Source organism: Blastococcus capsensis (assembly GCF_030165005.1).
GTDB classification, from domain to species: Bacteria; Actinomycetota; Actinomycetes; order Mycobacteriales; family Geodermatophilaceae; genus Blastococcus; species Blastococcus capsensis.
Map to the genome: position 1 here is coordinate 38,143 of NZ_JASNNW010000025.1, position 25,069 is coordinate 63,211.

Consider the following 25,069-nt stretch of genomic DNA (forward strand, 5'->3'; position numbering starts at 1 on the left):
CGCGGTGCCGCGGCGGGGGAACCGGCGCCCCGGTTGGCCGGCGTCCCGCGTTCCCCCGAGGCTCGGGGCGGGCGCCGTGCGCAGCGCGGCCCCGCCCAGCCGGGGGACCGGGCACGGTCCTCCCGACCGGAACCGGAGGGATCGCCATGGTCGTATACCAGTACCGGTGCGCCGGCCACGGCGTCCTCGAGGTCCACCGCCCGATCGGCACCGCGACCGACCGCGAGCCCTGCCCCGACTGCGCCGCTCCCGCGCCGCGGGTCTTCACCGCCCCGCAGCTGTCCTTCGGGTCGGTCCGCAACCGGGCGCTGCTCGACCGCACCGAGCGCACCGCCGACGATCCCGCCGTCGTCTCCGCCCTCCCGTCCCGGCGCACCGCGCCGCGGGCGGCGACGAACCCGGCGCTCGCCCGGCTGCCCCGTCCCTGACCCGTTCCCCGGAGGTCTCCGATGCCCGAGGTCGTCTTCCCGCTCGACTCCAGCCGCTCGTTCACCGACCAGCAGCTGGTCGGCCACAACCGCTGGCACCCCGACATCCCGCCGGCGGTGACCGTGCGACCGGGTGACGTGTTCCGCGTGCACTGCCGGGAGTGGTTCGACGGAGCGATCCACAACGACGACTCCGCCGACGACGTCCGGGACGCGCCGCTGTCGCGGGTGCACGCGCTGTCCGGCCCGATCCGGGTGGAGGGCGCCGAGCCCGGTGACCTGCTGATGGTCGACATCCTCGACCTCGGGCCGATCCCGCAGGAGGACTCCGGGCCGCTGGCCGGCCAGGGCTGGGGCTACACCGGCATCTTCGCGAAGCAGAACGGCGGCGGCTTCCTCACCGACCAGTTCCCCGACGCCTACAAGGCCGTCTGGGACTTCCGCGGGCAGACGGCGACCTCCCGGCACATCCCCGGGGTGTCGTTCACCGGCATCACCCACCCCGGGCTGATGGGGACGGCGCCCTCGGCGGACCTGCTGGCCCGGTGGAACCGGCGCGAGGGCGACCTGATCGCCACCGATCCCGACCGCAACCCGCCGCTGGCGCTGCCGCCGCTGGCCGACGACGCGATCCTCGGCTCGCTGACCGGCGCGGAGTTCGACCGCGTCGCGGGTGAGGCCGCGCGCACCGCGCCGCCGCGGGAGAACGGCGGCAACCAGGACATCAAGAACATCACCCGCGGCAGCCGGGTGTTCTACCCGGTCTTCGTGCCGGGCGCGAACTTCTCCGTCGGCGACCTGCACTTCTCGCAGGGCGACGGCGAGATCACCTTCTGCGGGGCGATCGAGATGGGCGGATTCATCGACTTCCACGTCGACCTGCTCAAGGGCGGCATGGAGACCTACGGCGTCGACGCCAGCGCCATCTTCATCCCCGGCAACGTCGATCCGCAGTACGACCGCTGGCTGGCCTTCGCCGGCACGTCGGTGACCCTGGACGACCGACAGTTGTACCTGGACTCGCAGATGGCCTACCAGCGGGCCTGCCTGCACGCGATCACGTACCTGACGAAGCTCGGCTACAGCCCCGAGCAGGCGTACCTGCTGCTGGGGGCTGCGCCGATCGAGGGCCGGCTGTCCGGCGTCGTGGACATCCCGAACTCGTGCGCGACGGTCTACCTGCCGACCGGGATCTTCGACTTCCCCGTCGAGCCGTCGGCGTCCGGGCCGGTGCAGATCGACCCGGGCATGGGGGCGCCGCACTCGACCTTCTGACCTCGTTCCCGGCGGGGGCGCGCCGGCTGCCGGGGGTGCGTCGGCTAGACAGTCCCCATGACGGACGTGACGACGGCGACCGGTGCCGGCTGGCTCTCCCGCGAGGACATGGACGCCGCGCGCGAGCGGCTGCCGATCCTCTACGTCGACGTGGTGCCGGTGCGGGTGGACGACCACGGCGTGGTCACCGCGGTCGGGCTGCTGCTGCGGGCCGGTGCGGACGGGCAGATCAAGCGGGCGCTGGTCTCGGGGCGGGTGCTGTACCACGAGCGGGTGCGCGCAGCTGTGGTGCGGCACGTGGAGAAGGACCTCGGCCCGCTGGCGCTGCCGCGGATCCCGCCCGCGCCACAGCCGTTCACCGTGGCCGAGTACTTCCCGACGCCGGGGGTGACGCCGTTCCACGACCCGCGGCAGCACGCGGTGTCGCTGGCCTACGTGGTGCCGGTCGAGGGCGACTGCGCGCCGCAGCAGGACGCCCTCGAGCTCACCTGGTTCGCACCCGACGAGGCCCGCGATCCGGGTGTGCTCGCCGAGCTGGCGAACGGGCAGAGCGCGCTGCTGCTGCAGGCGCTGGCGCACCTCGGGGTCTGACGCGGCGTCCTCTGTGACGCATGTCGCCGGTGCCAGGTGTGGCGACCGGATGGCCTCGGGGGCGCGCGCGCTCACCACACTCCTCGACGGCGACCCCTGGCTTCCCGCGCCTGCCTGACCCAGCCATCCGGACCTGAGTAGTTACGACGCACCATCCTTTGATGGAGCAGTCCCGCGTGCAAGGTTCCGTCTGACCCCCGCCGATGCCGTTACTGCTGCTCGAGGCGAGCCTCTCGTCGACCAGCGGCCGCAGGTCGTCGGACGACCAGGTGGCGCCGGAGGGCTGGGCGAGGAAGGCATCGGCGATCTCGTCGAGGTCGTCGTCGGACAGACGGCGGCTCGACGCCCTCGTCGAGCGCATGCGGGACGTCGTTGGACCCGGACGGTCCGCCCCGGCTCTGCCATGTGGTGAGCCGGTCCCGCGAAGCTTCGTCAGGTTCTGGCCAGATTCCTGGCTAGAATGATGTGATGACGAGCATCCCGCTCAGCGAAGCGAAGGACAAGCTGTCGGCCCTCGTGGAGGCGGCCGAGACGACACACGAGATCGTCACCATCACCCGACACGGGCGCGAGGCCGCGGTACTGATGGCCAAAGAGGATCTCGATTCGTTGCACGAGACGCTCTTCTGGCTTTCGCAGCCGGGCGTTCGACAGGACATCGACGCGGCGCGGGCAGACACTGCCGAGGGGCGCACTGTGTCGGGGGAGGAGCTGAGGGCCGAGTTCGGGCTCGCCGAGTGACCGACCGGTTCGAGCTCCGTGTCTCCTCAGCGGCCCGGCGGCAGCTCCGTCGGCTCCCCGCCAAGGTCGCCATCGCCATCGTCGAGTTCATCACGGCGGTACTGCCGGAAAATCCGCTGCGGCTCAGCAAGCCCCTCACGGGCCAGCTGACCGGCCTGCGAAGCGCTCGGCGGGGCGACTACCGGGTGTTGATCGAGGTGGACGACGAGGCGCGGCACATTCTCGTGGTGCGGGTAGCGCATCGTGCTGATGCCTACCGACCTCCGGTGCCGTCCGAGAGGGAGTGAAGGCCAGGGATTCACGGCAGCCGGTAGGCACGGCCTCGGACGGTTCGTCAGGGCCGGCCGTCGTCCGGGACGGACGTCACGGCACCGGGGGCTGCGCATCGAGGGCATCGAGCGCGGCACGGTAGGCATCCAGGTCGACCGGCCGGCGGTCGGCCAGCGCGTGCCAGAGGAATTCGGTCGCCACTCCGGCGAGCTCGTGGAGGACGTCGTGCCGCTCCATACCCGCCGCGAGCATCCGCTGGGCCGCCTGCCAGGCCTCGGGTGGGTCGTCGTCCCCTCACCGCCCGCACGTCGTCCGGGTCGTCGTCGAGGAAGGCACCGGCGGCGACACCGGCTTGCGTGTGGTCCACGAGAACGACGAGGGCGTGCGGTCGGTCGGGGCGGGCGAACTCGACCGCGACCGTCGCGGCGTCGCCGTAGACGTCGCGCAACGTCCAGGCCCCGGTCGGCGTGACGTCGTCCAGACCGGTGGCCCAGGCCGGGTCCTGGACGCCGGCCGCGGTCAGCCGGTCGATGCCGGCGGCGGCGAGGTCGCGCTCGCCCGGACCGCCGATGGCCGCGAGGCACCGCAGCAGACCGAGCGACGTCGGCCGGCGCACCTTACCGGCCTGCCGCGCCAGATCGGCCAGGAGATCGGCCGGTGGTCGCTCGGTGGCCGGATCGCCGTGGCGGGCCAGGCGGGCGGCGCCGAGCAGGGCGGACACCGTGACCTCGGCGGACAGCGTGTCGGCGTCCTGCAGCTCGAGCTCCAGTTCCTGGAGTAGTCGAGCACCCGGGGAGAGGCGCCCGGCGCCCGCCGAGCGGCGGTGCTGGCGACGGCTCGGGTTCCGCGGTGTCCGGCCTCTGCTCTTCGGGCTCACGCCGTCAGCTTCGCAGCGGCTGCGCGGACAGAGAAAAGGGGAGGCGGTAGCCGCACTGTGGACGGTCGTCGCCGGGGCTGCGGTCGCCGTTAGCCTCGGGCGGTGCTGGAGGAGCTGCGGCCGATGCTCACCGACCCCGTCATCCGCCGGACCGTCGGTGACGAGGGGTTCCGGCGCGGGGCGGTCTACGCCGGCCAGGGCCGGGTGTCCGACATCGGCTACTCGCGCACGCAGCGCCGGTTCGCTGCCATGGTCGTCGGCAGCGGCGGTCGCCGGTACGCCACCACGGTCGAGTACGACCCCGTGTCCGCCAGCTGGTGGGGGCAGTGCAGCTGCCCGGTCGGTGAGGACTGCAAGCACGTCGCCGCCGTCCTCGTCGCCGCGCGGAACGGCGTGGCCGGCGCACCGGCGGCCGATGCCGCCCGCGCTCCGGACTGGGAAGCGGCGTTCGCCGAGCTGGTGCCCGCCCCGTCGTCACGGCAGCGGCCGGGCGCTCCGCTCGGCCTGCAGTTCGGCGTCGAGCCGGCGAGCGGTGCAGGCCTCCCCTCATCGGTTCGGCTGCGCCCGGTCGTGCTGGGCAAGAAGGGCCGCTGGGTCCGCACGGGGGTGTCCTGGCGGAACCTGCAGTACGACTACCACTCCCAGCGCGATGCCGCCCAGGCCGCCGCGCTCCGCGCGCTGCACCGCGCCCACCAGGCTGCCGACGACGCCCCCGTGTACTACGGCTACGGCTACGGCTCCGCGGACACGCAGGTGCGGCTGGAGGACTTCGGCCCCGCGCTGTGGCCTGCCCTGCAGCAGGCGGTGGACGAGGGGGTCACCCTGGTGAGCACCCAGGGCGGTCCGGTTCGAGTGGCGGCCGAGCCGGCCTCCCTCGTCGTCGACCTGCGCCGGGACGGCGACGCCGACCTGCGGGTGGAGCCGGTGGTCGATCTGGGCTCCGGCGTCGTGGCCGGTGCGGCCGCGGTGGGGCTGCTCGGCAGCCCGCCGCACGGCGCGTTCCTGCTTCCCGGCGACCCGGCACTGCCGTCGGGCCTGGTTCCCGAGAAGGGGCTGCTGCTGGTTCCCTTGCAGCCGGTGCCCCGGCGCGTCGAGAAGCTGCTCACCGCGGGCCCACTGCGGGTGCCCGCGGCCGACCGCGGCCGCTTCCTGACCGGGTTCTACCCGGCGCTGCGCCGTGCGTTGCCGGTGCGCTCGTCCGACGGGTCGGTGGAGCTGCCGGAGATCCTTCCCCCGCAGCTGTGCCTGCAGGTCGAGCACGGCGGTGGCAACCGGACCCGGCTTGCCTGGTCGGTCCAGTACCGGACGGGCGACGACGTCCGCCGACTGCCGCTGGCAGAGGACGGCGCCGCCCCGGACGCCGGGCGGGACACCGCAGCCGAGGCGCGGCTGGTGCAGTCCCTCCCGCTGCCGACGGACCGGTTGGCCCGGTTGTGGCAGGAAGGCCCGGAGCGGCGGCTGGCTCCGGCTGCCGAGCTGGGCGGCATGGACAGCGTCGTCCTCGCGACCGAGGTGCTGCCCCGGCTGGCGGATGCGGGCGTGCTGGTGGAGGTGACCGGCGAGCCGCCGGACTACCGGCACACCGAGGAGGCCCCCGTCGTGCACGTGTCGGCAACGGAGGCCGACGACAGCGACTGGTTCGACCTCGGCGTCACGGTCACCGTCGACGGCGAGGACATCCCGTTCCCGCTGCTGTTCACCGCACTGGCCGCCGGCGACTCGCACCTGGTGCTGCCCAGCGGGACGTGGTTCGACATCCGCAGGCCGGAGTTCGACCGCCTGCGCTCGCTCATCGAGGAGGCGCGGGCGCTGCAGGACGCCGAACGGCCGGGCCTGCGGATCAGCCGCTACCAGGCCGGGCTGTGGGACGAGCTGGTGGAGCTGGGCGTGGTGGCCGAGCAGAGCGAGCGGTGGGCGCGCGACGTCCGGGCGTTGCTCGACGTCGACGACGCCGCGCCGCCGCCGGCGCCCGCCGGGCTGGCCGCGGACCTGCGGCCCTACCAGCTGCAGGGCTACCAGTGGCTGTCGGTGCTCTGGGACGCCGGGCTCGGTGGTGTGCTCGCCGACGACATGGGGCTGGGCAAGACCGTGCAGGCCCTCGCCCTGGTGTGCCGGGCCAAGGAGGCCGGCGGCCTCACCGCACCGGTGCTCGTGGTGGCTCCGACCAGCGTGGTGTCGAACTGGGCGCGCGAGGCGGCCCGGTTCGCCCCCGGCCTCGTCGTCCGGACCATCGACGCCACCGGCCGCAAGCTGGGCGCGCCGCTGGCCGAGATGGTGGACGGCGCCGACCTGGTCATCACCTCGTACACGCTGCTGCGCCTCGGTGACGAGGACTACCGCGAGCTGCCCTGGAGCGGGCTGATCCTGGACGAGGCGCAGTTCGTGAAGAACCACGCCGCCAAGACCTACGCCGCCGCCCGGCGGCTGCCGGCCCGGTTCAAGCTCGCCATCACCGGCACGCCGGTGGAGAACAACCTGATGGACCTGTGGGCCATGCTCTCGATCGTGGCGCCCGGGCTCTTCCCCAGCCCGCAGAAGTTCACCGAGCACTACCGGACGCCGATCGAGCGAGGGAGCGATCCGGAGGTGCTGGCGGCCCTGCGCCGCCGGATCCGGCCGCTGATGCGCCGCCGGACCAAGGAGCAGGTCGCCGCCGAGCTGCCGCCCAAGCAGGAGCAGGTGCTGGAGGTGGTGCTCAACCCGAAGCACCGCAAGGTGTACGACACCCACCTGCAGCGGGAGCGGCGAAAGGTGCTCGGCCTGGTCGACGACCTGCAGCGCAACCGGTTCACCATCTTCCGCTCGCTGACCCTGCTGCGGCAGCTGGCCCTGGACGCGTCACTGGTCGACGAGTCCTACGCCGGTATCCGGTCGAGCAAGGCCGACACCTTCCTGGAGCACCTGCAGGAGGTGGTGGGGGAGGGCCATCGCGCGCTGGTGTTCAGCTCGTTCACCGGTTTCCTCCGTACGGTCCGGGAGCGGCTGGACGCCGAGGGGCTGCCCTACGCCTACCTCGACGGGCGGACGCGGGACCGGCAGCGGCGGATCGACGAGTTCCGCGACGGGCGCGCCCCGGTGTTCCTGATCAGCCTCAAGGCCGGCGGTTTCGGGTTGAACCTGACCGAGGCCGACTACGTCTTCGTGCTGGATCCCTGGTGGAACCCGGCGGTGGAGGCGCAGGCGGTCGACCGTGCGCACCGGATCGGCCAGGACAAGACGGTGATGGTGTACCGGCTGGTGGCCGCCGGGACCATCGAGGAGAAGGTCCTGGCGCTCCAGGCGCGCAAGCGCGACCTGTTCGCCCGCGTGATGGACGACGACGCCGGTGCCCTGTCGGGGACGCTGACGGCCGAGGACATCCGCGGCCTCTTCACCTGACCCTGCTCGAGGTCGCCGTCAGGTCGTCTCGCCGGCGGGCGGCAGGAGTGGTCGGTCAGCGCGGAACGACCGTGATCGGACAGCGGAGCCCCGGTACGCGGCTGAGTCGAGCCGTCCGCCGTGAGGAGCGCGCAGCCGAGGGCCTCGGCGAGCGCGAGGTAGGAGGCGTCGTACGCGGAGACGTTCTCCCGCGCCGCGCTCCGGCGACGGGGCGGTCACCCGGGATCACCCGACGGACGCCGTCCGTTCGCCGGCGCGGGCGGACTCGATGAACTCCCGCACGACGGGGTAGACCTCGGCCTCCCAGCGCGAGCCGCTGAAGACGCCGTAGTGGCCCACCCCGTCCTGCAGGTGGTGGCGCTTGTGCTCCTCCGGGATCCCGGTGCACAGCTCGTGGGCCGCCTTGGTCTGGCCGGGGGAGCAGATGTCGTCGTTCGCCCCCTCCACGGTGAGCAGCGCGGTGTTCCGGATGGCGCCGGGGTCGACCCGCCGGCCCCGCCAGGTGAAGCGCCCGGTGGCGAAGTCGTGCTGCTGGAAGATGCGGGCGACCGTCTCCAGGTAGAACTCGGCGGGAACGTCCATCACTGCGCCGTACTCGTCGTAGAAGGCGCGGGTGGTGGCGGCCGCGGCCGTGTTGCCGGCCACGAGGTCGCGGTACAGCCGGGCGTGCGCGGTGAGGTGCCGCCTGGGGTTCATCGACATGAAGGCCGTGAGCTGGACGACGCCGGGGTACACCCGCCGTCCGGCGCCGGCGTACCGGCCCGGCACCGTGTCGACGACCCGGCGCTCGAACCAGGTGATCGGCCTGGTGGTGGCCGAGGTGTTGACCCGGTTGGGGTTGATGCGGGTGTCGACCGGGCCGGCCATGAGGGTGACGCTGCTGGGCTGCGCGGGGTCGTCCGCTTCCGCGAGCAGCGCGACGGCGGACAGGACGGGGACGGCGGGCTGGCAGACGGCCACGACGTGGGTGTCGGGGCCGAGGTGGCGCAGCGCCTCCATCACGTGCTCGATGTACTCGTCCAGCCCGAAGGGCCCGTGCTCGGTGGGGATGTCGCGGGCGTTGTGCCAGTCGATGACGTGGACGTCGTGGTCGGACAGCAGTGTGCGGATCGTCGGCCGGATGAGCGTGGTGAAGTGGCCGGACATGGGGCCGACGACGAGCACGCGGGGCTGGGGAGGGACCGACGGCTTGGCGAAGTGCAGCAGGGTGGCGAACGGCGTGGTCAGCGTGGAGCGCTCGACGACCTCCACGTCGCGGTCGCCGACCGGGACGACGTCGATGTCGAACGCCGGGCGGTCGTGCGTGGGCCGGGCCTTGGCGAGGATGTCGCAGGCCGCCCGCACGTGCCGGACGCCGGGCGTCCTGGCCAGTGGGGCGGGCAGGGCGTGCAGTGCCCGCGAGGTCAGCTCGGACGCCGCGACGACGGGCGCTCCCGCTCGGCGGTTCATCTCGTACGCGGTGTAGAGCATCGGCCTGCCTGTCCGGAATCGGTGAGGAGTGACGGGCGTCACCTCATCGGACGGTAACCGCAACCGCGGACGGCGGCACGCAAGGGTGCAGCGGGGTGGCCGGCAGTGTCGTCCGGGGACGGTCGTCATGGGCATGGAGGAGCCCGACCGGCGGGACGGGGACCAGGCCGGCGCCCGGCGGTGGGAAGGCGCTGCCGTCGCCGGTTCCGCGCGGGATGCGGGCTGCGGTCCTGACCCCCACGCCGGGCAGCGAGGTCAGGACCCGGGCGAGAGCGTGGTCATCGAGCCGCCCTACGACCTCGCCGGCACGGGCCGCCGACGGCCGAGGACGTCCGCGGCCTGTTCAGCTGACGGCGCTGCTCCGGCTCCGTCAGTATCCGTACAGGTCGAAGGCCGCGTGGATGGCCTCGGTCAGGTCTGTCTCCTGGCCCGGGAGCAGGTAACCGATGTGCCGGCCGAGCGACGCGGTCGGCACGGTGACGATGTTGTCGAGGTTGACGACGCTTGGATGATCCAGGCCGTTGGCCGGTCCCACGGGCACCTCGGTCGAAAGACCCCGAACGGTGCTCGTGATGGGAGCGACCGTCACCCGGGTGAGGTGCGGCCGGACGACCCCTCGGGTGAGCACGAGGACGGGGCGCACCTCGTCCAGCTGTGCGACATGGATCGGCCGCATCAGTCGAGATCGTCCAACGGCACGTCTGCGGCGTAGGCCGCGAGCGCGTCGAGATCGGCGTCGTCGCGCCGATCCGCGGCGGCCAGGATGGCGGCGTCGCGCGCAGCGACCTGGCGCCGCCGCTCCCGTTCCAGGGCGCGGCTGACGACGGCGGCTCGGCTGCTGGCCCTTCCTTGCGCCACCAGCGAGTCGATGAAGTCGACGATCTCGTCCGGAAGCCGGACCGCGATCTGCTTGCTCATCCCACAATGGTACCGGGTTGGGATGCAGCTCGACGGCCACACAGCTTCGGGGCGAGCCGTGGCAGGTACGGCCCTCGAGCAACGGCCGCCCACGTGTGGGCTGGTTGCCGTCCGGCTGCTCGCCGCCAGGAGTTACGAGGAAGCCGGCGCCGTTGCACCACTGCTGCCTGCGGACCGCCACCGGGCGACCAGGGGCGGCACCAGCTCCGCGCCCGCGGCGCCGACGGCGGCCGAGCCGAGCACCGTCGACCACGACACCGGGTCCAGCGGCGTGCAGCCGAAGAACCGGCTCAGGCCCGGGGTCTGCACGATCGCCACGAGGGCGGCGAGCGAGCCGGCCACGGTGACCAGCACCAGGGGGCTGCGCCGTCCCGACCACGCGGTCTGCGCCAGCTGGGTGCTGATCAGCGCGGCGAGGCCCATCGTGCTCGCCCGGCCGGGAAGGATCGGCGTGGCCCGCCCGACGGCCCAGGCGCCGGTGGCGCCGGCCGCTGTCGCCGCGCCCCGGACGAGCACCATGCGGCGGACCTCCCGGGTGAAGCCGCGGTGCGGGCCGGCGTGCAGCACGGCGGCGAGCGGGTGTCCGGCCAGCGGGCCGTCGTCGTCGCCGGCCTGGACCTGCCGGGGTGCGGCGACCGCGACGGCCAGCGCCGGGAACATGTCGGTCAGGAGGTTGACCAGCAGCAGCTGACGGGTGCCCAGCGGCGCCCGGCCGCCGACCGCGGTGCCGAGCACGGTGAACGCCACCTCGCCGGCGTTGCCGCCGACCAGGATCGCCACCGCGTCGCGAACCCGGGACCACATGGCCCGGCCCTCGGCGATCGCGTCGACCAGCCGGGTGAGGTCGAGGTCGGTGAGCACGAGGTCGGCGGCGGTGCGGGCGGCCGGGGACTCGGCGCCCTCGACCCCGACGCCGACGTCGGCCAGCCGGATCGCCGCCGCGTCGTTCACCCCGTCGCCGGTCATGGCCAGCGTCGCCCCGGCCCGGCGCAGCGCGGCCACCAGGGTCACCTTCTGCTCGGGGGAGAGGCGGGCGAACACCGCGGTCTCGGCCACCAGCCGGGCCCGTTCGGAGTCCGAGGCGCGGGCCAGCTGGGCGCCGGTGACCACCAGGTCGGCGTCCGGGATACCGGCCTCCGCGGCGATCGCGCTGGCGGTCTCCGGGTGGTCGCCGGTGGCGACGACGACGCGAACCCCGGCGGCCCGCAGCTGCTCGACGGCGCGCACCGAGGACTCCCGCAGCGTGTCGGCGAGCCCGATGAATCCGCGGAGGGTGAGGCCGGTGGCGGCCTCGTCGAGGTCGTCGGGGACGCCGTCGACCGCGCGATCGGCGACGGCGAGCACCCGCAGGCCCTCGCCGGCCAGCTCCTTGATGCGGTCATGGACCTGCGGGGCGTCGGCGCAGCGGCGGAGCACGGTCTCCGGGGCGCCCTTGACCACCAACCGCCCGTCCCGGACGGCGGCGGAGAAGCCGCGCCCGGCGGCGAAGGCGAGGCTCGCGTCGGGGGGTGAGTCCCAGGCGTCGCCGGCCGCGTCGAGGACGGCGCGGTCGGTCTCGTGGGCCCGGTCGTCGCCGTTGCCCATGCCGGCGGCCGCCAGGCGGAGCAGTTCCTCTTCAGTGCCGTCGAGCGGGACCAGGCGGGTGACCCGCAGCCGGTTCTCCGTCAGCGTGCCGGTCTTGTCGAAGCAGACGGTGTCGACGCGGCCGAGCGCCTCCAGCACCCGCGCGCTGCGCACCACCGCGCCGCGCCGGGACAGTCGCCGGGCCGCCGCCTGCTGGGCGACCGTGGCCACCAGCGGCAGCCCCTCGGGGACGGCGGCCACCGCGATGGCGACCCCGGCCGACACCGACTCGCGCAGCGGGCGGCGCCACAGCACGGACAGGACGGTGACCGCCGCGCCGCCGGCGAGGGTGAGCGGCAGGACGGCGCGGGTGAGTTCGGCCAGCCGGGCCTGGACGCCGGCCGGGGGAGCGGCCCCCCCGGCGGCGCGCGCGGCCCGCCCGGCCTGGGTGGCGGAGCCGACGGCGACGACGACCGCTCGGCCACGGCCGGCCACGACCGTGGTGCCGTCGAACAGCATGCAGGTGCGGTCGCCGACCTCGGCCCCGGGCGTCGCGGCCACCGACTTGGCGACCGACAGCGACTCGCCGGTGAGGCCGGACTCGTCGACCTCCAGGTCCGATGCCTCCAGCAGCCGGGCGTCGGCGGCCACGACGGTCCCGGCCTCGACGAGGAGGACGTCGCCGACGCGCAGCGCGGTGCCGGGCACCTCCTCGTGACCGCTGTCGGTCTCCCGGCGGGCGCAGGTTTCCTGCTCGAGCAGCAGCGCCTCCAGCGCGGACTCCGCCCGCAGCCGCTGCAGCCCGCTGACGACGGCGTTGATCGCCGTGACGCTGCCGACCAGCACTGCGTCGGTGACCTCGCCGAGGACGGCGGTCGCGCCGGCTCCGGTGACCAGGATCGGGGTGAGCGGGTCGGCGAGCTCGGCGGCGACCGTACGGGCGAACCGGGCCGGTACCCGCACGGGCGGGAGCGCGGCCGCGCGGCGGGCCAGGGCCGGCACGCGGCCGGGGCGGTGCTCGGGCTCGGCCGGGACGTCGGCCAGCCGGCGCAGGACGTCGTCGGGCTCGAGCGCGTGCCAGGGGGTGTGCACGGTCGGGGCGGGAACGGGGCGGCTCGCGGACCGGGCGGCGGTCCAGGTGGCGGCGGCCATGGTGCTCACCGTCGCGCCCTTGCCCGGCGTCGTCGCTTTTCGCTGGCCGTAGCGGGCGCTGCCGACGGCGGCGAGCAGGCCGCCGAGCACGTTGCCGGTCAGGGCGGTGGCGGCGGACCGCCGGCTGACCGCCTTCGCGTCGGGGACGGCGGCGACGATCCGGCAGGCGTCGGCCAGCCCGGGGGAGGTGACCAGGTCCGCGCCCCACGCCGGTGCCCGCCCGTCGAGGACCGGGGTGACCGCGATGTCGGCGGCCAGCAGCGCCGGGCCGTTGACGGCGGACACCAGCAGGACACCGCGCCCGTCCTCCTGCAACTGCCGGACCGTGTCGACGAGCGGCACGTCTGCGGGCACGATGTCGTCGGTGAGGCCGGCGATCTCCCGGGCACCGACGTGCCGGGTGAGCACCAGCTCGAGGCCGGCGTCGGCGGCGGTGCTGAGCAGCGCCTCGGCGTGCGGGTCGAGCTCGGCGGCGACGGTGACGGTGCCGACCCTCCTGCGGCCTTCAAGGAGGGAGCGGACCTCGCCGCCGGGAGCGTCGTCGCTGCTGCGGACCGGGCCGAGGCGCAGCCGGCTCCCGTCATCGCTCGTCGTGAGCAGGCGGCTGGCGGCTGTCCAGACGGCGGCGTCGTCCCAGCCGTCGGCCTCGGCGGTGGCCTCGACGACCACCGGCGGGCCGGTGCAGAGCGTGGCGGCGTCGACGACGACGGTGTCGACGCGGTCGAGCCGGCGGTAGGCCGAGCCGTCGAGCGGGAGGATGCCGCGGCGGCACAGCAGCAGGTCGAGCGTGGCGGCGAAGGACTCTCTTCCCTGGACCGCGGCCTTGGGGGTGAGGGCCCGCAGCAGGTCGGCGGAGCGGCCGGGGCGGCGCGTCAGCGCGAGGAGGGTGAGGGCGGCGGCGAGCTCGCTGGGGGCGAGGCGGTCGCGGTAGGTCTCGACCGGGCCGTTCCGCAGTGGTGCCGGGCGGGGGCCGGGGGGTTGCTCGGGTGTGGCCTCGTCGTCGTCGGGTCCGGGGCGGCACAGCTCCCGTTCGCGGCGGCACCAGACCTGGCGGCGGGCGCGCATCTCCAGGGCCCGCTGGACGGCGGCGGTGGCGTTGAGCGCCGGCACGGTGGGGCTCTGGGTGAGGGCGTGCAGGAGTGCGCTGGTGCCCTCGAAGACGAGGTCGGTGCCGACGGGACCGATGCGGTCGGACAGCGCCCGCTTGAGCCACTGCTGCGTGTCCAGCACGGACATGAGGAGGGTGGCGTGCCGGTGCACCGCGGGGATCGGCAGGTACTTGGCGGCGGTGGCGACGCCGAACGCCGCGGTGTCGACCGCGGCGGCGAGGACAGCGGCCAGGAGGGGCTCGAGATCGGCCGGGTGGTCGGGGCGCTGCGGGAAGACGCCGGTGCCGCCGCGGGCCTGCTCGATCTCGGTGACCACGCCGACGACGTCCTCGACGGTGACCCGGCGCGCGTCGACGGCGATCATCACCCGGCCGACGACGTCGTTGACCGTGGCCCACTCGACGCCCTCGAGCCGCTCCAGGTGGCTGCGCAGCGCGCGGCGGGCGCCCGGGGCGTCGTCGTCGGTGGGGTCCTCGACCTCGATCTGCAGGCGGTCGCGGTCGCCCCAGACCCTCCTCGTGTGGCGGGCGAGTGGCGGCTCGAGCATGCCCTTGGCGGCGTCGACGAGGTCGTGCAGGTGGCCGCCGGGGAGCGGGTCGGCACCGGTGACCAGGGTGCCGACCGCGCGGGTGGTACGTGTGGCGGCGCTCTGGGCCAGGTGCAGCGAGCCGTTGACCCCGGCGCGGGCGACGCTCCTCGTGAGCCCGGCCGTCTCGCCGAGCAGCCCGGCGCCGACGAGCACGGGGACGGCCGCCAGCCCGGCGATGCCGGCGGCGAGGCCGGCGGCCTCGCGTGCGGCCCTCCGGGCCGAGTCGAGCCGATCGAGCAGAGTCATGTCACCCCCGTGACGGCGGTCACGGGGAACGGTACGTGGACTGGGTGTGAACCGCAGGGGGTGCGGGTCCTCGGTTCCCGTCAGGTGAGGAAGCCGCGCAGCAGGGCCGCGGTGCCGGCCAGGTGCTCGGCCATGCCGGAGCGCGCGCCTTCGGGGTCGCCGGCCAGGATCGCGGTGACGACCGCCGCGTGCTGGCGGTCCGAGTGCTCGATGTTCGGCGGCAGCAGCGGGATGGCGTCGAGCAGCTCGTTCACGCGGGTGCGGACGTCCGCGACCGCCGTCGTCAGGGACGGGGAGCCGGCCACCTCGGCGACCGCGAGGTGCAGGCGCGAGTCCAGCCTGCGGTAGTCGGCAGGACCGGCGCCGGTGCACCCGGCGAGCAGGCCGGTGAGGTGCTCGCGGTCCGCGCGGGTCAGCGATCGGGCCGCGGCGGCCTCGGCCGCGCCCGCCTCGAGCACGAGCCGGAACTGCAGGACGTCCTCGAGGTCCGCCGGCGGCCGGCTCCTGGCAGGGCCCGGTCGCGCACCCGCCGGCGGCGCCGCCACGACGAACGTCCCGCCGTAGCGCCCACGCCGGGACTCCAGGTAGCCGGCCGACTGCAGGGTCGCGACCGCTTCCCGCAGCGTCGCGCGGCTCACCCCGAGCCGCGGGGCGAGCTCGCGTCCCGGCGGCAGCCGCCCTCCCGGCGCCACGACGCCGAGCCGGAGCGCCTGGAGCAGCCGCTCCACCGTCTCCTCGAAGGCGTTGCCGCCCCGGATCGGGCGGAAGACGGCCTGGTCGGCGCCGCGGACGGGCAGCTCGTCGCCCGCCGGTGGCGGGGCCGCCGATGACTTCATCGGGGATCCCCGGCCGGGGTCAGTCGCCTGCGAGCTCGGCCTCGGCCCGCCCGATCGCCTCGAACTCCTCCTCGGGGGCGTCGGCCACGAGGCGGTGCCGGCTGTAGAACCAGAAGTAGGCCAGCGCCGCCACGAAGATGAGCGCGGTGATGCCGGCGGCCTTCTCGTCGACGAAGAAGGTGGCCACCACGGCGGCCGCAGCGAGCACGAGGGCGATGCCCGTGGTGACGACACCGCCGGGCGTGCGGTACGGCCGGTGCAGGTCGGGCTCCCGCCTCCGCAGCACGATGTGCGACAGCATCATGAGCACGTAGGACACCGTCGCGCCGAACACGGCGATGTTGATCAGCAGTGCGCCGTCCTGGGTGATCGCGGCCAGCAGGAAGCCGATCAGCCCCGGGACGATCAGGGCCAGGTGCGGTGTCTTCCGGGAGCTGGTGCGCGACAGCCAGCGCGGCAGGTAGCCCGCCCGCGAGAGCGCGAACAGCTGCCGCGAGTAGGCGAACACGATGGAGAAGAAGCTCGCCACCAGGCCGGCGAGACCGGCGTAGTTGACGAAGTCCGCCATCCAGGTGTTGCCGCCGTAGGCCTCCCGCAGCGCCAGGGGAAGCGGGTTGTCCGACTCGGCGATCGCGGCCGCACCGGCCCCGCCGGGGGCGGTGACCAGCATGAGGGCCGCGGTGACCAGCAGCACCATCATCGCGGCGATGATCCCGCGCGGCATGTCCCGCTTGGGGTCGCGCGCCTCCTCGGCCGCGAGGGGCACGCCCTCGACGGCGAGGAAGAACCAGATGCCGTACACGAAGGCGGCCAGCACGCCGGCGAAGCCGAACGGCAGGAAGTCGCTGGCCCCGGCGGCGGTGGTGGGCTCGATGTCGAACAGGTTGGCCGCGTCGAACCGGGGCAGCATGCCGATGACGAACACGGCCAGGGCGACGACGGCGATCGCGGTGATGCCGAACATCAGCTTCAGCGCCTCGCCGACGCCGTACAGGTGCACCCCGACGAAGAGCGCGTAGCAGACGAGGTAGACCGGCCAGCCGCTGGTCAGCCCGAACAGGCCCAGCGCCTCGACGTATCCGCCGATGAACACCACGATGGCGGCCGGGGCGATGACGTACTCGATGAGGATCGCCGTGCCGGTGGCGAACCCGGCCAGCGGCCCCAGCGCCCGGCGGGCGAACCCGTAACCGGCGCCGGCGACCGGCAGCGCCGAGGCCAGCTCGGCCAGGCCGAAGACCATGGCCGTGTACATGATCCCCATGAGCACGGTGGCGATCAGCAGACCGCCCCAGCCACCCTCGGCCAGGCCGAAGTTCCAGCCGGCGAAGTCGCCGGAGATGACGTAGGCGACGCCCAGCCCGGCCAGCAGCACCCACCCGGCCGCGCCGCCCCGCAGCTGCCGCTGCTCCAGATAATCTGCGTCGACCCGCTCGTAGTCGGCACCGTGTACGTGGCGGCGATCGGCCATGCCGGCCTCCATGCTCGGGCCCGCCCAGCGGCGGGCTTTGGGCTTCACCTGGACCTTTGGGTGTGATCGGTGGCGCGAACAGTGGCCGTGCGCGCGGGCCCTGTCAAGGCTGTGGCGCCGCCCCCGTGCAATCGGTGCTCCGACCTGACCTGCGAAGGCGCCGACTGCCGGCCGGTCCGGAAGCCGTTGACGCCGGGCCGGTCGGACGTGTTGCATCTGCCCGCAATGGACTCGTGCTGATCCCTTGACGCCCCCACCGTCCGCACGGAAGGGGTGCAGCGCCCGAGGAGGCTACGTGGAGCGACCCCCGGCACCGCTGTCGGTCGACGAGCTGGGCAGGCTGGTCGCCGACGGCCGGATCGAGACCGTGCTGGTCGCCATGACCGACATGCAGGGCCGGCTGCAGGGCAAGCGCTGCGGGGCCCGGTACTTCATGGAGGAGGTGCTGCCGCACGGGGCCGAGGCGTGCAACTACCTGCTCGCCGTCGACGTCGAGATGAACACCGTCCCCGGCTACGCCATGACCTCGTGGGAGAGCGGCTACGGCGACTTCGCGCTGAGCCCCGATGTCTCGACGCTGCGGCTGGTGCCGTGGCACCCGGGGACGGCGCTGGTGCTCTGCGACGTCCGGTGGCTGGACGGCCGGCCGGTCGCGCCGTCGCCCCGGCAGGTGCTGCAGCGGCAGCTGGACCGGCTGGCCGAGCACGGTCTGACCGCCTACGTCGGCACGGAGCTCGAGTTCTTCACCTTCAAGACGTCGTTCGAGGACGCCTGGCGCCGCGGCTACCGCGACCTGGAGCCGGCCAACCAGTACAACGTCGACTACTCGCTGATCGGCACCGGCCGCATCGACGGGCTGCTGCGCGACATCGCCCGCGGGATGACCGGGGCCGGCCTGTACGTCGAGTCCGCCAAGGGCGAGTGCAACCTCGGCCAGCACGAGATCGCCTTCCGGTACAGCGACGCGCTGAGCACGTGCGACAACCACGTCGTCTACAAGACCGGCGCCAAGGAGATCGCGGCGCAGCACGGCATGAGCCTGAGCTTCATGGCCAAGTTCGACGAGCGCGAGGGCAACTCCTGCCACATCCACCTGAGCCTGCGCGGCTCGGACGGCCGCTCCGCGATGGCCGGCGACGGCGAGCACGGGTTCTCGCCGCTGATGGACCACTTCCTGGCCGGGCAGCTGGCCTGCCTGGAGGAGCTGACGGCGCTGCTCGCCCCGAACGTGAACTCCTACAAGCGGTTCGCCGAGGGCAGTTTCGCGCCCACCGCGGTGGCCTGGGGCGTGGACAACCGCACCTGCGCGCTGCGCATTGTCGGGCACGGCGAGTCGCTGCGGTTCGAGAACCGCCTGCCCGGCGGCGACGTCAACCCCTACCTCGCGGTCGCCGCACTGATCGCGGCCGGGCTGCACGGGCTGGAGAACCGGCTGCCGCTGGAGCCGCCGGTCACCGGGAACGCCTATGCCTCGGACAAGCCGCGCGTGCCCACGACGCTGCGACAGGCAGCCGACCGGCTCGAGGCCAGCGAGATGGCCGTGCAGGCGTTCGGCGAGGAGGTCGTGCAGCACTACGTGCACGCCGCGCGGGTCGAGGTCGCGGCCTTCGAAGCCGCGGTGACGGACTGGGAGCGGGTGCGTGGCTTCGAACGGCTCTGACTCCGTGGGCGGGGGACATCGTCCGCGCATCGGCGTGACGACCTACCTGCAGAACGCCCGCCACGGGGTCTGGGACCACGAGGCCGCGGTGCTGCCGCGCTCCTACGTCGACGTCGTCGTCCGGGTCGGTGGCTCGCCGCTGCTGCTCCCGCCGGTGGACGAGGTCGATCCGGACGTGATCGGCGTGCTCGACGGCCTGGTGCTCAGCGGCGGCGGGGACGTCGATCCCGCGCGCTACGGCGCCGAGCCGCATCCGCGGACGGGCGGCACGTCCGCCGTCCGTGACCAGGCGGAGGAGACGCTGCTGCGGGCGGCGCTGGCCGCCGACGTGCCCGTGCTGGGCGTGTGCCGCGGCATGCAGGTGCTGAACGTGGCGCTGGGCGGCACGCTGGCACAGCACCTGCCCGACGTCGTCGGCCACGAGGGGCACCGGCCGGCGCCGGCGACCTTCGGGCGGACGCGGGTGCGGCTCGACGAGGGCAGCCTGCTCGGCGGGGTGTTCGGCGCCGAGACCGAGGTGCACTGCTACCACCACCAGGCGGTGGACGTGCTGTCGCCGGAGCTGGTGGCCGTCGGCCGGGCGGACGACGGGACACTGGAGGCCGTCGAGCTGCGCGGGCCGCGGTTCGCCGTCGGCGTGCAGTGGCACCCCGAGGTGGACGGGGACGACTGCCGGCTGTTCCAGGCCCTGGTCGACGCCTCGGCCCGTGCCTCGACCTGACTGCCCTGACCACCCGACCTCGACGAGGAGACGCGTGACGACGACCATCCAGCTGGTCAACCCGGCCGACGAGCAGCTGCTGCAGGAGGTGGCGCTGACGTCGGCGGAGGAGGCCGATCTCGCGATCGAGCGCGCCGCTGCTGCGCACGCGTCGTGGCGCCGCGTCGCGCCCGCGGACCGGGCGCGGCTGCTGCGGCGCTTCGCGGCCGCCGTCGACGCCGAGGTGGAGAACCTCGCGTCGCTGGAGGTGCGCAACTCCGGCCATCCGGTCGGTGCCGCGCGGTGGGAGGCGGGGCACGTCCGCGACGTCCTGGAGTACTACGCGGCCGCACCCGAGCGGCTGTTCGGCCGGCAGATCCCGGTGGCCGGGGGAGTGGACGTCACCTTCCAGGAGCCGCTCGGCGTCGTCGGCGTGATCGTGCCGTGGAACTTCCCGATGCCGATCGCGGCGTGGGGGTTCGCGCCGGCGCTGGCCGCGGGCAACTGCGTGGTGCTCAAGCCGGCCGAGCTGACGCCGCTGACGGCGCTGCGCCTGGCCGAGCTGGCGCGGGATGCCGGCATCCCGGAGGACGTCTTCCAGGTGCTGCCGGGGGAGGGGTCCGTCGTCGGCCGGCGGTTCGTCGAGAACCCGCTGGTGCGCAAGGTGTCGTTCACCGGCTCGACGGCGGTGGGCAAGCAGGTGATGGCCGGCTGCGCCGACCAGGTGAAGCGGGTGACGCTGGAGCTCGGCGGCAAGAGCGCCAACATCGTGTTCGCGGACGCCGACCTGGAGAAGGCGGCGGCCACGGCGCCGTACGGCGTCTTCGACAACGCCGGTCAGGACTGCTGCTCGCGGTCGCGGATCCTGGTCGAGCGGTCGGTGTTCGACCGGTTCCTGTCGCTGATGGAGCCGGCGGTGACGGGGCTGCGGGTGGGGGACCCTTCGGACCCCGCCACGGAGATGGGGCCGCTCATCTCCGCGGCGCACCGTTCCAAAGTGGCCTCGTACGTGCCGTCGGATGCGCCGGTGGCGTTCCGGGGGAGCGCGCCCTCCGGTCCGGGTTTCTGGTTCCCGCCGACGGTGCTGACGCCCTCGCGCCCGGACGACCCGGTGCTGCGCGAGGAGGTGTTCGGCCCGGTCGTGGCGGTGGTGCCCTTCGACGACGAGGACGACGCCGTCCGCATCGCCAACGACTCCGACTACGGGCTGTCCGGGTCGATCTGGACGCGGGACGTGGGGCGGGCGTTCCGGGTGTCCCGCGGGGTGGAGGCCGGCAACCTGTCGGTCAACTCGCACTCGTCGGTGCGCTACGGCACGCCGTTCGGTGGCTTCAAGCAGTCGGGGCTGGGCCGGGAGCTCGGCCCGGACGCGCTCTCGGCGTTCACCGAGACCAAGAACGTCTTTCTCGCGACGGAGGAGTAGGAATGCAGCGTCTGGAGGGTCGGGTCGCCGTGGTGACCGGCGGCGGGAGCGGGATCGGGCTGGCGTCGGTGCGCCGGCTCGCCTCGGAGGGTGCCCGGGTGGTCATCGCCGACGTCGACGAGCAAGCCGGTAAGAGCGCCGCCGACGAGGTGGGCGGGCTCTTCGTGCGCACCGACGTGACCAGCGAGACCGACGTGGAGGCGCTGTTCGCCGCGGCGAACGAGACCTACGGCTCGGTGGACGTCGCGTTCAACAACGCCGGCATCTCGCCGCCGGACGACGACTCGATCCTGGTGACCGGGCTCGATGCGTGGCGGCGGGTGCAGGAGGTGAACCTGACCTCGGTGTTCCTCTGCTGCAAGGCGGCGATCCCGTACATGCAGCGCCAGGGGAAGGGCTCGATCATCAACACGGCGTCGTTCGTGGCGGTGATGGGGGCGGCGACGTCGCAGATCAGCTACAGCGCCTCCAAGGGCGGCGTGCTGTCGATGAGCCGGGAGCTCGGCGTGCAGTTCGCCCGAGAGGGCATCCGGATCAACGCGCTGTGCCCGGGGCCGGTGAACACCCCGCTGCTGCAGGAGCTGTTCGCCACCGACCCGGAGCGCGCGGCCCGCCGGCTGGTGCACGTGCCGCTGGGCCGGTTCGCCGAGCCGGAGGAGATCGCCGCGGCGGTCGCGTTCCTGGCCAGCGACGACTCGTCGTTCATGACCGCCTCGACGTTCCTCGTGGACGGCGGGATCTCGGGGGCGTACGTCACGCCGGAGTGACCGCCCGGCCGGGCGGATCACTCCGGCGGCCGGCGCCTGACGCGCGGGGGAGCGGCCAGCGCGCCCCGACGGAACGTGAGCGCCGTGCTTCTCGGCGTCGCCTGGGGGGTCCGCCAAGCCGGGCGGTGGCGGTTCGACCGAACCCAGCCCGGAGCCCGATCCCCTCGACGGTGTGCAAGAGCTGCCCGCCGACGGCAGCCTATGGTGTCGGCGGAGCTATCGGCGCCCACCGACCGCGCCGCCGCGACCGCGGTTCAGCCGCCCAGCGCCCGCCGTCCGGCCGCGAGCAGCCCGGGCTTCGCGGCCCGGATCACCTGCTGCGCGGCCAGCAGCCCGCTGGCCCCACCCAGGCCCGGGCCGGGGTGGGTGGAGGCGCCGATGTGCCACAGCCCGTCGACGGCGGTGCGGTGCCCGCGGGTGCGCGGGGTGGGCCGCCAGAGCAGGAACTGGTCGATGGTGCAGGCGCCGGAGTACGGGTCGCCGTCGACCAGGTTGCGGTTCCAGGACTGCAGGTCCGCCGGTGAGAGCACCCGGCGGGCGGTCAGCGCGGAGTCCAGGTTGGTCACGTGGCGGGACAGCTCCTCGACCACGCGGTCGGCGTACCGCTCGCGCAGCTCCTCGGTCCAGGTGCCGTCGCCGACGTCGATGGTGCCGGCGGCGTCGCCCTGCGGCCGGCCCGGGGTCTCCTGCAGCTGCAGCCACAGGACGCCGGCGCCGTCCGGGACCCGGGTGGGGTCGAGCGCGGCGGGCTGCCCGGCGACGATCGTCGGGTGGACGGGCAGTTGGTGCCGCTGGGCCTCGTTGACCGCGCGGCTGACGCTGTCCAGCCCGTCGCTGACGTGCACGATCGCCGCCCGGGACAGCCGGTCGTGGTCCTCCGCCCACCGTGGCGGCTCGGACAGCGCCAGGTGGATCTGCATGTCGCCGCGGCCGTAGCGGTAGCCGCGGGCCGCCTCCCGCACCCGGTCGGGCACCGCCGCGACGCCGTCCAGCAGGTCCAGGTACAGCGACTGCGGGGTGACGCTGGCCAGCACCGCCTCCCGGGCGGTGACCACCTCGCCGTCGGCCAGCCGGACGCCGGTGGCCCGCCCGTCGGTGGTCTGGACGGCGACGACGTCGGCCTCGGTGCGGGTGCTGCCGCCGGCGTCGGTGACGATGCCGGCCAGCGCCTCGACGACCCGCACCCCGCCGCCCTCGGGCACCGGGCAGCCGCCCTGGGCGAGGGCGAGCGCGATCACCTTGTTGATGAACCCGCTGAACGCGTCGTCGGGCCCCAGGCCCTCGTGCCCGACCCACGGGGAGAGCAGCCCGTGCACCGCGGGGGAGGTGAACGTGCCCGACAGCCAGGTGCGGGCGGACTCCAGGCCCTCGGCGCCGAACTGCTGCAGCCCGCGAGGGCCCAGCTGGCGGACCGCCTGGCCGGCGAGCTTCAGCCCGTCCAGCGACAGCAGCTCGGTGCCCAGCGCGCCGAACGCGATGCCGGCCTTGCTGCCGAACTCCTCGAGGAACGAGCGCCAGGCGTCGCCGTCGCCGGGGGCGAGCCGGTCGAACTCGGCGGCGGTGACGTCGGCGTCGGTGGACAGCACCGCCGTCGAGCCGTCGCGCAGCGCGGCCGCGGCGGGCAGGTCGGTGTTGCGGTAGACGACACCACGGGCGGCCAGGTCGTCGGCGAGCGCCGGATAGGCCGGACCGCCGACGAACAGCGGGTGCCAGCAGGAGAAGAGGTCGGTGGTGAACCCCGGCGCCGGTGTGTCGGTCTCGGTGCGGATCGCCCCGCCCAGGCGGGGGGCCCGTTCGTAGATGCCGACGTCCCGCCCGGCCTTGGCCAGGGTGGCGCCGGCGACCAGGGAGTTGATCCCGCTGCCGATGATGACGACGTCGTGTGCAGCCATGGGGTACCGACTGCCCCGTTCCGTGGGGGAGTGAAACCGCTCAGGCCCTCGTGTCGGCGACGTGGAGCCCCTCGGTCCGCCAGGCGGCGAGCAGATCGCCGTCCGCCGAGGCGGCGACCACGTCGGTGTCGGCGATCCGCAAGGCTGCCGCGCAGTGCACGGCGTCGAAGCCGCGCAGGGCGTGGTCCCGCGCGAGCGCTGCTGCCTGCCGCACCAGTGACTCGTCCACGGGAACGACGGTCATCTCGTCCCAGACCTGATCCAGCTGGGCCAGCCCCCGCTCCTCCTGCTCGGCGGTCATGCGACCGAGGCGCGTGGCTCGCGCGAGGGCCGCCGCCGTCTCCACGTATCCCAGTTGGCTGCACACGACGTCGGCGGCAGCGCTCCACAGCGAGAGGCAGGTCGCGCTGCCCGGCTCCTCGATCAGGAGGGGGACGATCGCGGAGGTGTCTAAGTAGGTGATCACCCGCGCTGCTCGGCGACGAGGTCGCTGACCGTGCCCGTCACCCGCATCGGCTCGGGAAGCGATCCCCTGCGCTTCTTCGGCGATTGCACGACTCCCTCGGCGATGAGCCGCTCCAGGGCGGTCGGCTGGTCCACGGGGACGATCCGGGCCACCGGTCGGCCGTGGTCGGTGACGGTGATGGTGGCGCCCGCCGCGACCGTGGCGATGTGCTTGCTGAGCCCGTTCCGCAGCTCGCGGATGCCGATGTTCGCCATGACGCCCCCCCTGTGGCCACACTTCTGTGAGAAAAGTAGCCACAAGGTGCACCCACGCACAAGGATGGATGGTCCGGTGCCCGCCGGCGGGCCTCCCACCGGGTCACGTCCTCGGCTAGCGTTGCGTCATGCGCAACGGTGCGGACGGCGACGGGCAACCTTCGCTCGTCCAGTCGGTCGACCGGGCGCTGGCGATGCTCTCCGTCCTGGCCGACCGCGGCAGCGCCGGAGTCACCGACCTCGGCGCCGAGCTCGGCGTGCACAAGTCCACCGCCTCCCGGCTGCTGGCCACCCTGGAAGCCCACGGGCTGGTCGAGCAGCTGGGGGAGCGGGGCACCTACCGGCTCGGGTTCGGGTTGGTGCGCCTGGCCGGGGCGAGCGCTGCGCAGCTGGACCTGACCCGGCTGGGGCGCGAGGTGTGCGAGCGGCTGGCCGCCGAGCTCGACGAGACGGTCAACCTCGCGGTGCTCGACGGTGACAGCGCGGTCAACATCAGCCAGGTGCACGGGAGCGCCTCGGTGGGAGTGCTGAACTGGGTCGGTCGGCGGACCCCGCTGCACGCCACCTCCAGCGGCAAGGTGCTGCTCGCCTTCGGGCCGGCGGTCGCGCGCGCGGCCCTGTCCTCCTCGTCGCTGGAGCGGTACACCCCGTCGACGATCACCGACGTCACGCTCCTCGACGAGGTGCTGGCCGAGGTGCGCGAGCGGGGCTGGGCGGCCACCGAGGGGGAACTGGAGCTGGGCCTCAACGCGGTAGCCGCGCCGGTGTGCGCGCCGGACGGGCGGCTGGTCGCCGCGCTCAGCGTCTCCGCGCCGTCCTACCGGCTGCCCCGCGACCGGTTCGCCGACGTCGCGGAGCGGCTGTGCGCCGTCGCCACGGAGACCGGCCGGCAGCTGGGCTGAGGCACCGAGACGGCGTTCCGTGTCGGCGGTGTGAACACCGCGTCAGGACTCGCGCCGACACGCGGTCTCCTCTTGACGGGGTGCTGAGCCG

The 25,069-nt window shown here is 74.0% G+C and carries 22 protein-coding genes and 1 pseudogene; 12 read left to right on the top strand and 11 right to left on the bottom strand.

Annotation, left to right across the window (positions count from 1 at the left end; translation table 11 throughout):
* The first annotated feature begins 146 nt into the window (after window positions 1-146).
* The 5 genes from QOZ86_RS18575 to QOZ86_RS18595 all read left to right on the top strand — a co-directional run bounded on the left by QOZ86_RS18575 (window position 147) and on the right by QOZ86_RS18595 (window position 3,322).
* Entirely contained in the window at window positions 147-428 is a 282-nt protein-coding gene (locus tag QOZ86_RS18575) for a zinc ribbon domain-containing protein (protein WP_284493462.1), read from the top strand.
* A gap of 21 nt (window positions 429-449) precedes the next feature.
* Window positions 450-1,703: a formamidase gene (gene fmdA / locus QOZ86_RS18580; RefSeq protein WP_284493463.1), complete on the top strand. Its 1,254-nt coding sequence runs from the start codon at window positions 450-452 to the stop codon at window positions 1,701-1,703.
* Between the two features lie 57 nt (window positions 1,704-1,760).
* Window positions 1,761-2,294, top strand: a complete 534-nt coding sequence (locus QOZ86_RS18585) for a DUF4916 domain-containing protein (protein ID WP_284493464.1) — start codon at window positions 1,761-1,763, stop codon at window positions 2,292-2,294.
* Window positions 2,295-2,762: 468 nt separating this feature from the next.
* The gene (locus tag QOZ86_RS18590; RefSeq protein ID WP_284493465.1) at window positions 2,763-3,035 is read left to right on the top strand and encodes a type II toxin-antitoxin system Phd/YefM family antitoxin; all 273 of its coding nucleotides are present in this window, start codon (window positions 2,763-2,765) and stop codon (window positions 3,033-3,035) included.
* Window positions 3,032-3,322: a type II toxin-antitoxin system RelE family toxin gene (locus QOZ86_RS18595; protein ID WP_284493466.1), complete on the top strand. Its 291-nt coding sequence runs from the start codon at window positions 3,032-3,034 to the stop codon at window positions 3,320-3,322. The genes QOZ86_RS18590 and QOZ86_RS18595 overlap by 4 nt, the downstream gene beginning before the upstream one ends.
* Before the next feature lie 76 nt (window positions 3,323-3,398).
* On the opposite strand, the gene QOZ86_RS18600 is transcribed toward QOZ86_RS18595, so the two are convergent.
* A complete protein-coding gene (locus tag QOZ86_RS18600; RefSeq protein ID WP_284493467.1) occupies window positions 3,399-3,557 on the bottom strand; it encodes a hypothetical protein in 159 nt (52 codons plus the stop codon).
* A gap of 100 nt (window positions 3,558-3,657) precedes the next feature.
* On the opposite strand from QOZ86_RS18600, the gene QOZ86_RS18605 reads away from it, so the two are divergent.
* Entirely contained in the window at window positions 3,658-4,086 is a 429-nt protein-coding gene (locus QOZ86_RS18605) for a hypothetical protein (RefSeq protein WP_284493468.1), read from the top strand.
* A 198-nt stretch (window positions 4,087-4,284) separates the two neighbouring features.
* Complete coding sequence (locus tag QOZ86_RS18610; RefSeq protein WP_284493469.1) at window positions 4,285-7,560, top strand: DEAD/DEAH box helicase; 3,276 nt, start codon at window positions 4,285-4,287, stop codon at window positions 7,558-7,560.
* A gap of 225 nt (window positions 7,561-7,785) precedes the next feature.
* Here the strand turns inward: QOZ86_RS18610 and QOZ86_RS18615 are convergent, their stop codons facing one another.
* The 7 genes and pseudogenes from QOZ86_RS18615 to eat all read right to left on the bottom strand — a co-directional run bounded on the left by QOZ86_RS18615 (window position 7,786) and on the right by eat (window position 16,914).
* Window positions 7,786-9,030, bottom strand: coding sequence for a polyhydroxyalkanoate depolymerase (locus QOZ86_RS18615; protein ID WP_284493470.1), 1,245 nt, complete (start codon window positions 9,028-9,030; stop codon window positions 7,786-7,788).
* Window positions 9,031-9,162: 132 nt separating this feature from the next.
* A pseudogene (locus tag QOZ86_RS18620) lies at window positions 9,163-9,337 on the bottom strand (IS110 family transposase); the annotation flags it as partial.
* Between the two features lie 63 nt (window positions 9,338-9,400).
* Window positions 9,401-9,706 carry a type II toxin-antitoxin system PemK/MazF family toxin gene (locus QOZ86_RS18625; RefSeq protein ID WP_284493471.1) on the bottom strand — a complete coding sequence of 102 codons (306 nt, stop codon included), beginning with the start codon at window positions 9,704-9,706 and terminating at the stop codon, window positions 9,401-9,403.
* Window positions 9,706-9,948 (bottom strand): ribbon-helix-helix domain-containing protein, encoded by a 243-nt coding sequence (locus tag QOZ86_RS18630; RefSeq protein ID WP_284493472.1) that lies wholly within the window; start codon window positions 9,946-9,948, stop codon window positions 9,706-9,708. The genes QOZ86_RS18625 and QOZ86_RS18630 overlap by 1 nt, the downstream gene beginning before the upstream one ends.
* Before the next feature lie 132 nt (window positions 9,949-10,080).
* Window positions 10,081-14,607, bottom strand: a complete 4,527-nt coding sequence (locus QOZ86_RS18635) for a cation-translocating P-type ATPase (protein WP_284493473.1) — start codon at window positions 14,605-14,607, stop codon at window positions 10,081-10,083.
* Between the two features lie 80 nt (window positions 14,608-14,687).
* Window positions 14,688-15,443: a FadR/GntR family transcriptional regulator gene (locus QOZ86_RS18640; RefSeq protein ID WP_284493474.1), complete on the bottom strand. Its 756-nt coding sequence runs from the start codon at window positions 15,441-15,443 to the stop codon at window positions 14,688-14,690.
* A 19-nt stretch (window positions 15,444-15,462) separates the two neighbouring features.
* Window positions 15,463-16,914 (bottom strand): ethanolamine permease, encoded by a 1,452-nt coding sequence (eat, locus tag QOZ86_RS18645; protein WP_284493475.1) that lies wholly within the window; start codon window positions 16,912-16,914, stop codon window positions 15,463-15,465.
* Window positions 16,915-17,209: 295 nt separating this feature from the next.
* Between eat and QOZ86_RS18650 the strand changes: the two genes are divergently transcribed.
* From QOZ86_RS18650 to QOZ86_RS18665, 4 genes are read left to right on the top strand one after another with little or no spacing between them, the layout of a single operon-like run.
* Window positions 17,210-18,574 carry a glutamine synthetase family protein gene (locus QOZ86_RS18650; RefSeq protein ID WP_284493476.1) on the top strand — a complete coding sequence of 455 codons (1,365 nt, stop codon included), beginning with the start codon at window positions 17,210-17,212 and terminating at the stop codon, window positions 18,572-18,574.
* A gap of 34 nt (window positions 18,575-18,608) precedes the next feature.
* Window positions 18,609-19,295, top strand: coding sequence for a gamma-glutamyl-gamma-aminobutyrate hydrolase family protein (locus QOZ86_RS18655; RefSeq protein ID WP_284493477.1), 687 nt, complete (start codon window positions 18,609-18,611; stop codon window positions 19,293-19,295).
* 34 nt (window positions 19,296-19,329) lie between these two features.
* Window positions 19,330-20,697 carry an aldehyde dehydrogenase family protein gene (locus QOZ86_RS18660; RefSeq protein ID WP_284493478.1) on the top strand — a complete coding sequence of 456 codons (1,368 nt, stop codon included), beginning with the start codon at window positions 19,330-19,332 and terminating at the stop codon, window positions 20,695-20,697.
* A gap of 2 nt (window positions 20,698-20,699) precedes the next feature.
* Window positions 20,700-21,464 carry a 3-oxoacyl-ACP reductase gene (locus QOZ86_RS18665; protein ID WP_284493479.1) on the top strand — a complete coding sequence of 255 codons (765 nt, stop codon included), beginning with the start codon at window positions 20,700-20,702 and terminating at the stop codon, window positions 21,462-21,464.
* 254 nt (window positions 21,465-21,718) lie between these two features.
* Here the strand turns inward: QOZ86_RS18665 and QOZ86_RS18670 are convergent, their stop codons facing one another.
* From QOZ86_RS18670 to QOZ86_RS18680, 3 genes are read right to left on the bottom strand one after another with little or no spacing between them, the layout of a single operon-like run.
* Window positions 21,719-23,356, bottom strand: coding sequence for a phytoene desaturase family protein (locus QOZ86_RS18670; RefSeq protein ID WP_284493480.1), 1,638 nt, complete (start codon window positions 23,354-23,356; stop codon window positions 21,719-21,721).
* 40 nt (window positions 23,357-23,396) lie between these two features.
* Window positions 23,397-23,822: a type II toxin-antitoxin system VapC family toxin gene (locus QOZ86_RS18675; RefSeq protein ID WP_284493481.1), complete on the bottom strand. Its 426-nt coding sequence runs from the start codon at window positions 23,820-23,822 to the stop codon at window positions 23,397-23,399.
* Window positions 23,819-24,076 (bottom strand): type II toxin-antitoxin system Phd/YefM family antitoxin, encoded by a 258-nt coding sequence (locus tag QOZ86_RS18680; protein WP_284493482.1) that lies wholly within the window; start codon window positions 24,074-24,076, stop codon window positions 23,819-23,821. The genes QOZ86_RS18675 and QOZ86_RS18680 overlap by 4 nt, the downstream gene beginning before the upstream one ends.
* A 128-nt stretch (window positions 24,077-24,204) precedes the next feature.
* Here QOZ86_RS18680 and QOZ86_RS18685 point away from each other — a divergent pair, with 128 nt between their 5' ends.
* Window positions 24,205-24,978 (top strand): IclR family transcriptional regulator, encoded by a 774-nt coding sequence (locus tag QOZ86_RS18685; RefSeq protein WP_284493483.1) that lies wholly within the window; start codon window positions 24,205-24,207, stop codon window positions 24,976-24,978.
* The last annotated feature ends 91 nt before the right edge of the window (window positions 24,979-25,069 follow it).

Bases quoted from the DNA above. Each gene is read 5' to 3' on its own strand.
- QOZ86_RS18575 (WP_284493462.1), top strand. From the start codon at position 147: ATGGTCGTATACCAGTACCGGTGCGCCGGCCACGGCGTCCTCGAGGTC.
- fmdA (WP_284493463.1), top strand. From the start codon at position 450: ATGCCCGAGGTCGTCTTCCCGCTCGACTCCAGCCGCTCGTTCACCGAC.
- QOZ86_RS18585 (WP_284493464.1), top strand. From the start codon at position 1,761: ATGACGGACGTGACGACGGCGACCGGTGCCGGCTGGCTCTCCCGCGAG.
- QOZ86_RS18590 (WP_284493465.1), top strand. From the start codon at position 2,763: ATGACGAGCATCCCGCTCAGCGAAGCGAAGGACAAGCTGTCGGCCCTC.
- QOZ86_RS18600 (WP_284493467.1), bottom strand. From the start codon at position 3,557: ATGCTCGCGGCGGGTATGGAGCGGCACGACGTCCTCCACGAGCTCGCC.
- QOZ86_RS18615 (WP_284493470.1), bottom strand. From the start codon at position 9,030: ATGCTCTACACCGCGTACGAGATGAACCGCCGAGCGGGAGCGCCCGTC.
- QOZ86_RS18625 (WP_284493471.1), bottom strand. From the start codon at position 9,706: ATGCGGCCGATCCATGTCGCACAGCTGGACGAGGTGCGCCCCGTCCTC.
- QOZ86_RS18630 (WP_284493472.1), bottom strand. From the start codon at position 9,948: ATGAGCAAGCAGATCGCGGTCCGGCTTCCGGACGAGATCGTCGACTTC.
- QOZ86_RS18635 (WP_284493473.1), bottom strand. From the start codon at position 14,607: ATGACTCTGCTCGATCGGCTCGACTCGGCCCGGAGGGCCGCACGCGAG.
- QOZ86_RS18640 (WP_284493474.1), bottom strand. From the start codon at position 15,443: ATGAAGTCATCGGCGGCCCCGCCACCGGCGGGCGACGAGCTGCCCGTC.
- eat (WP_284493475.1), bottom strand. From the start codon at position 16,914: ATGGCCGATCGCCGCCACGTACACGGTGCCGACTACGAGCGGGTCGAC.
- QOZ86_RS18665 (WP_284493479.1), top strand. From the start codon at position 20,700: ATGCAGCGTCTGGAGGGTCGGGTCGCCGTGGTGACCGGCGGCGGGAGC.
- QOZ86_RS18670 (WP_284493480.1), bottom strand. From the start codon at position 23,356: ATGGCTGCACACGACGTCGTCATCATCGGCAGCGGGATCAACTCCCTG.
- QOZ86_RS18680 (WP_284493482.1), bottom strand. From the start codon at position 24,076: ATGGCGAACATCGGCATCCGCGAGCTGCGGAACGGGCTCAGCAAGCAC.
- QOZ86_RS18685 (WP_284493483.1), top strand. From the start codon at position 24,205: ATGCGCAACGGTGCGGACGGCGACGGGCAACCTTCGCTCGTCCAGTCG.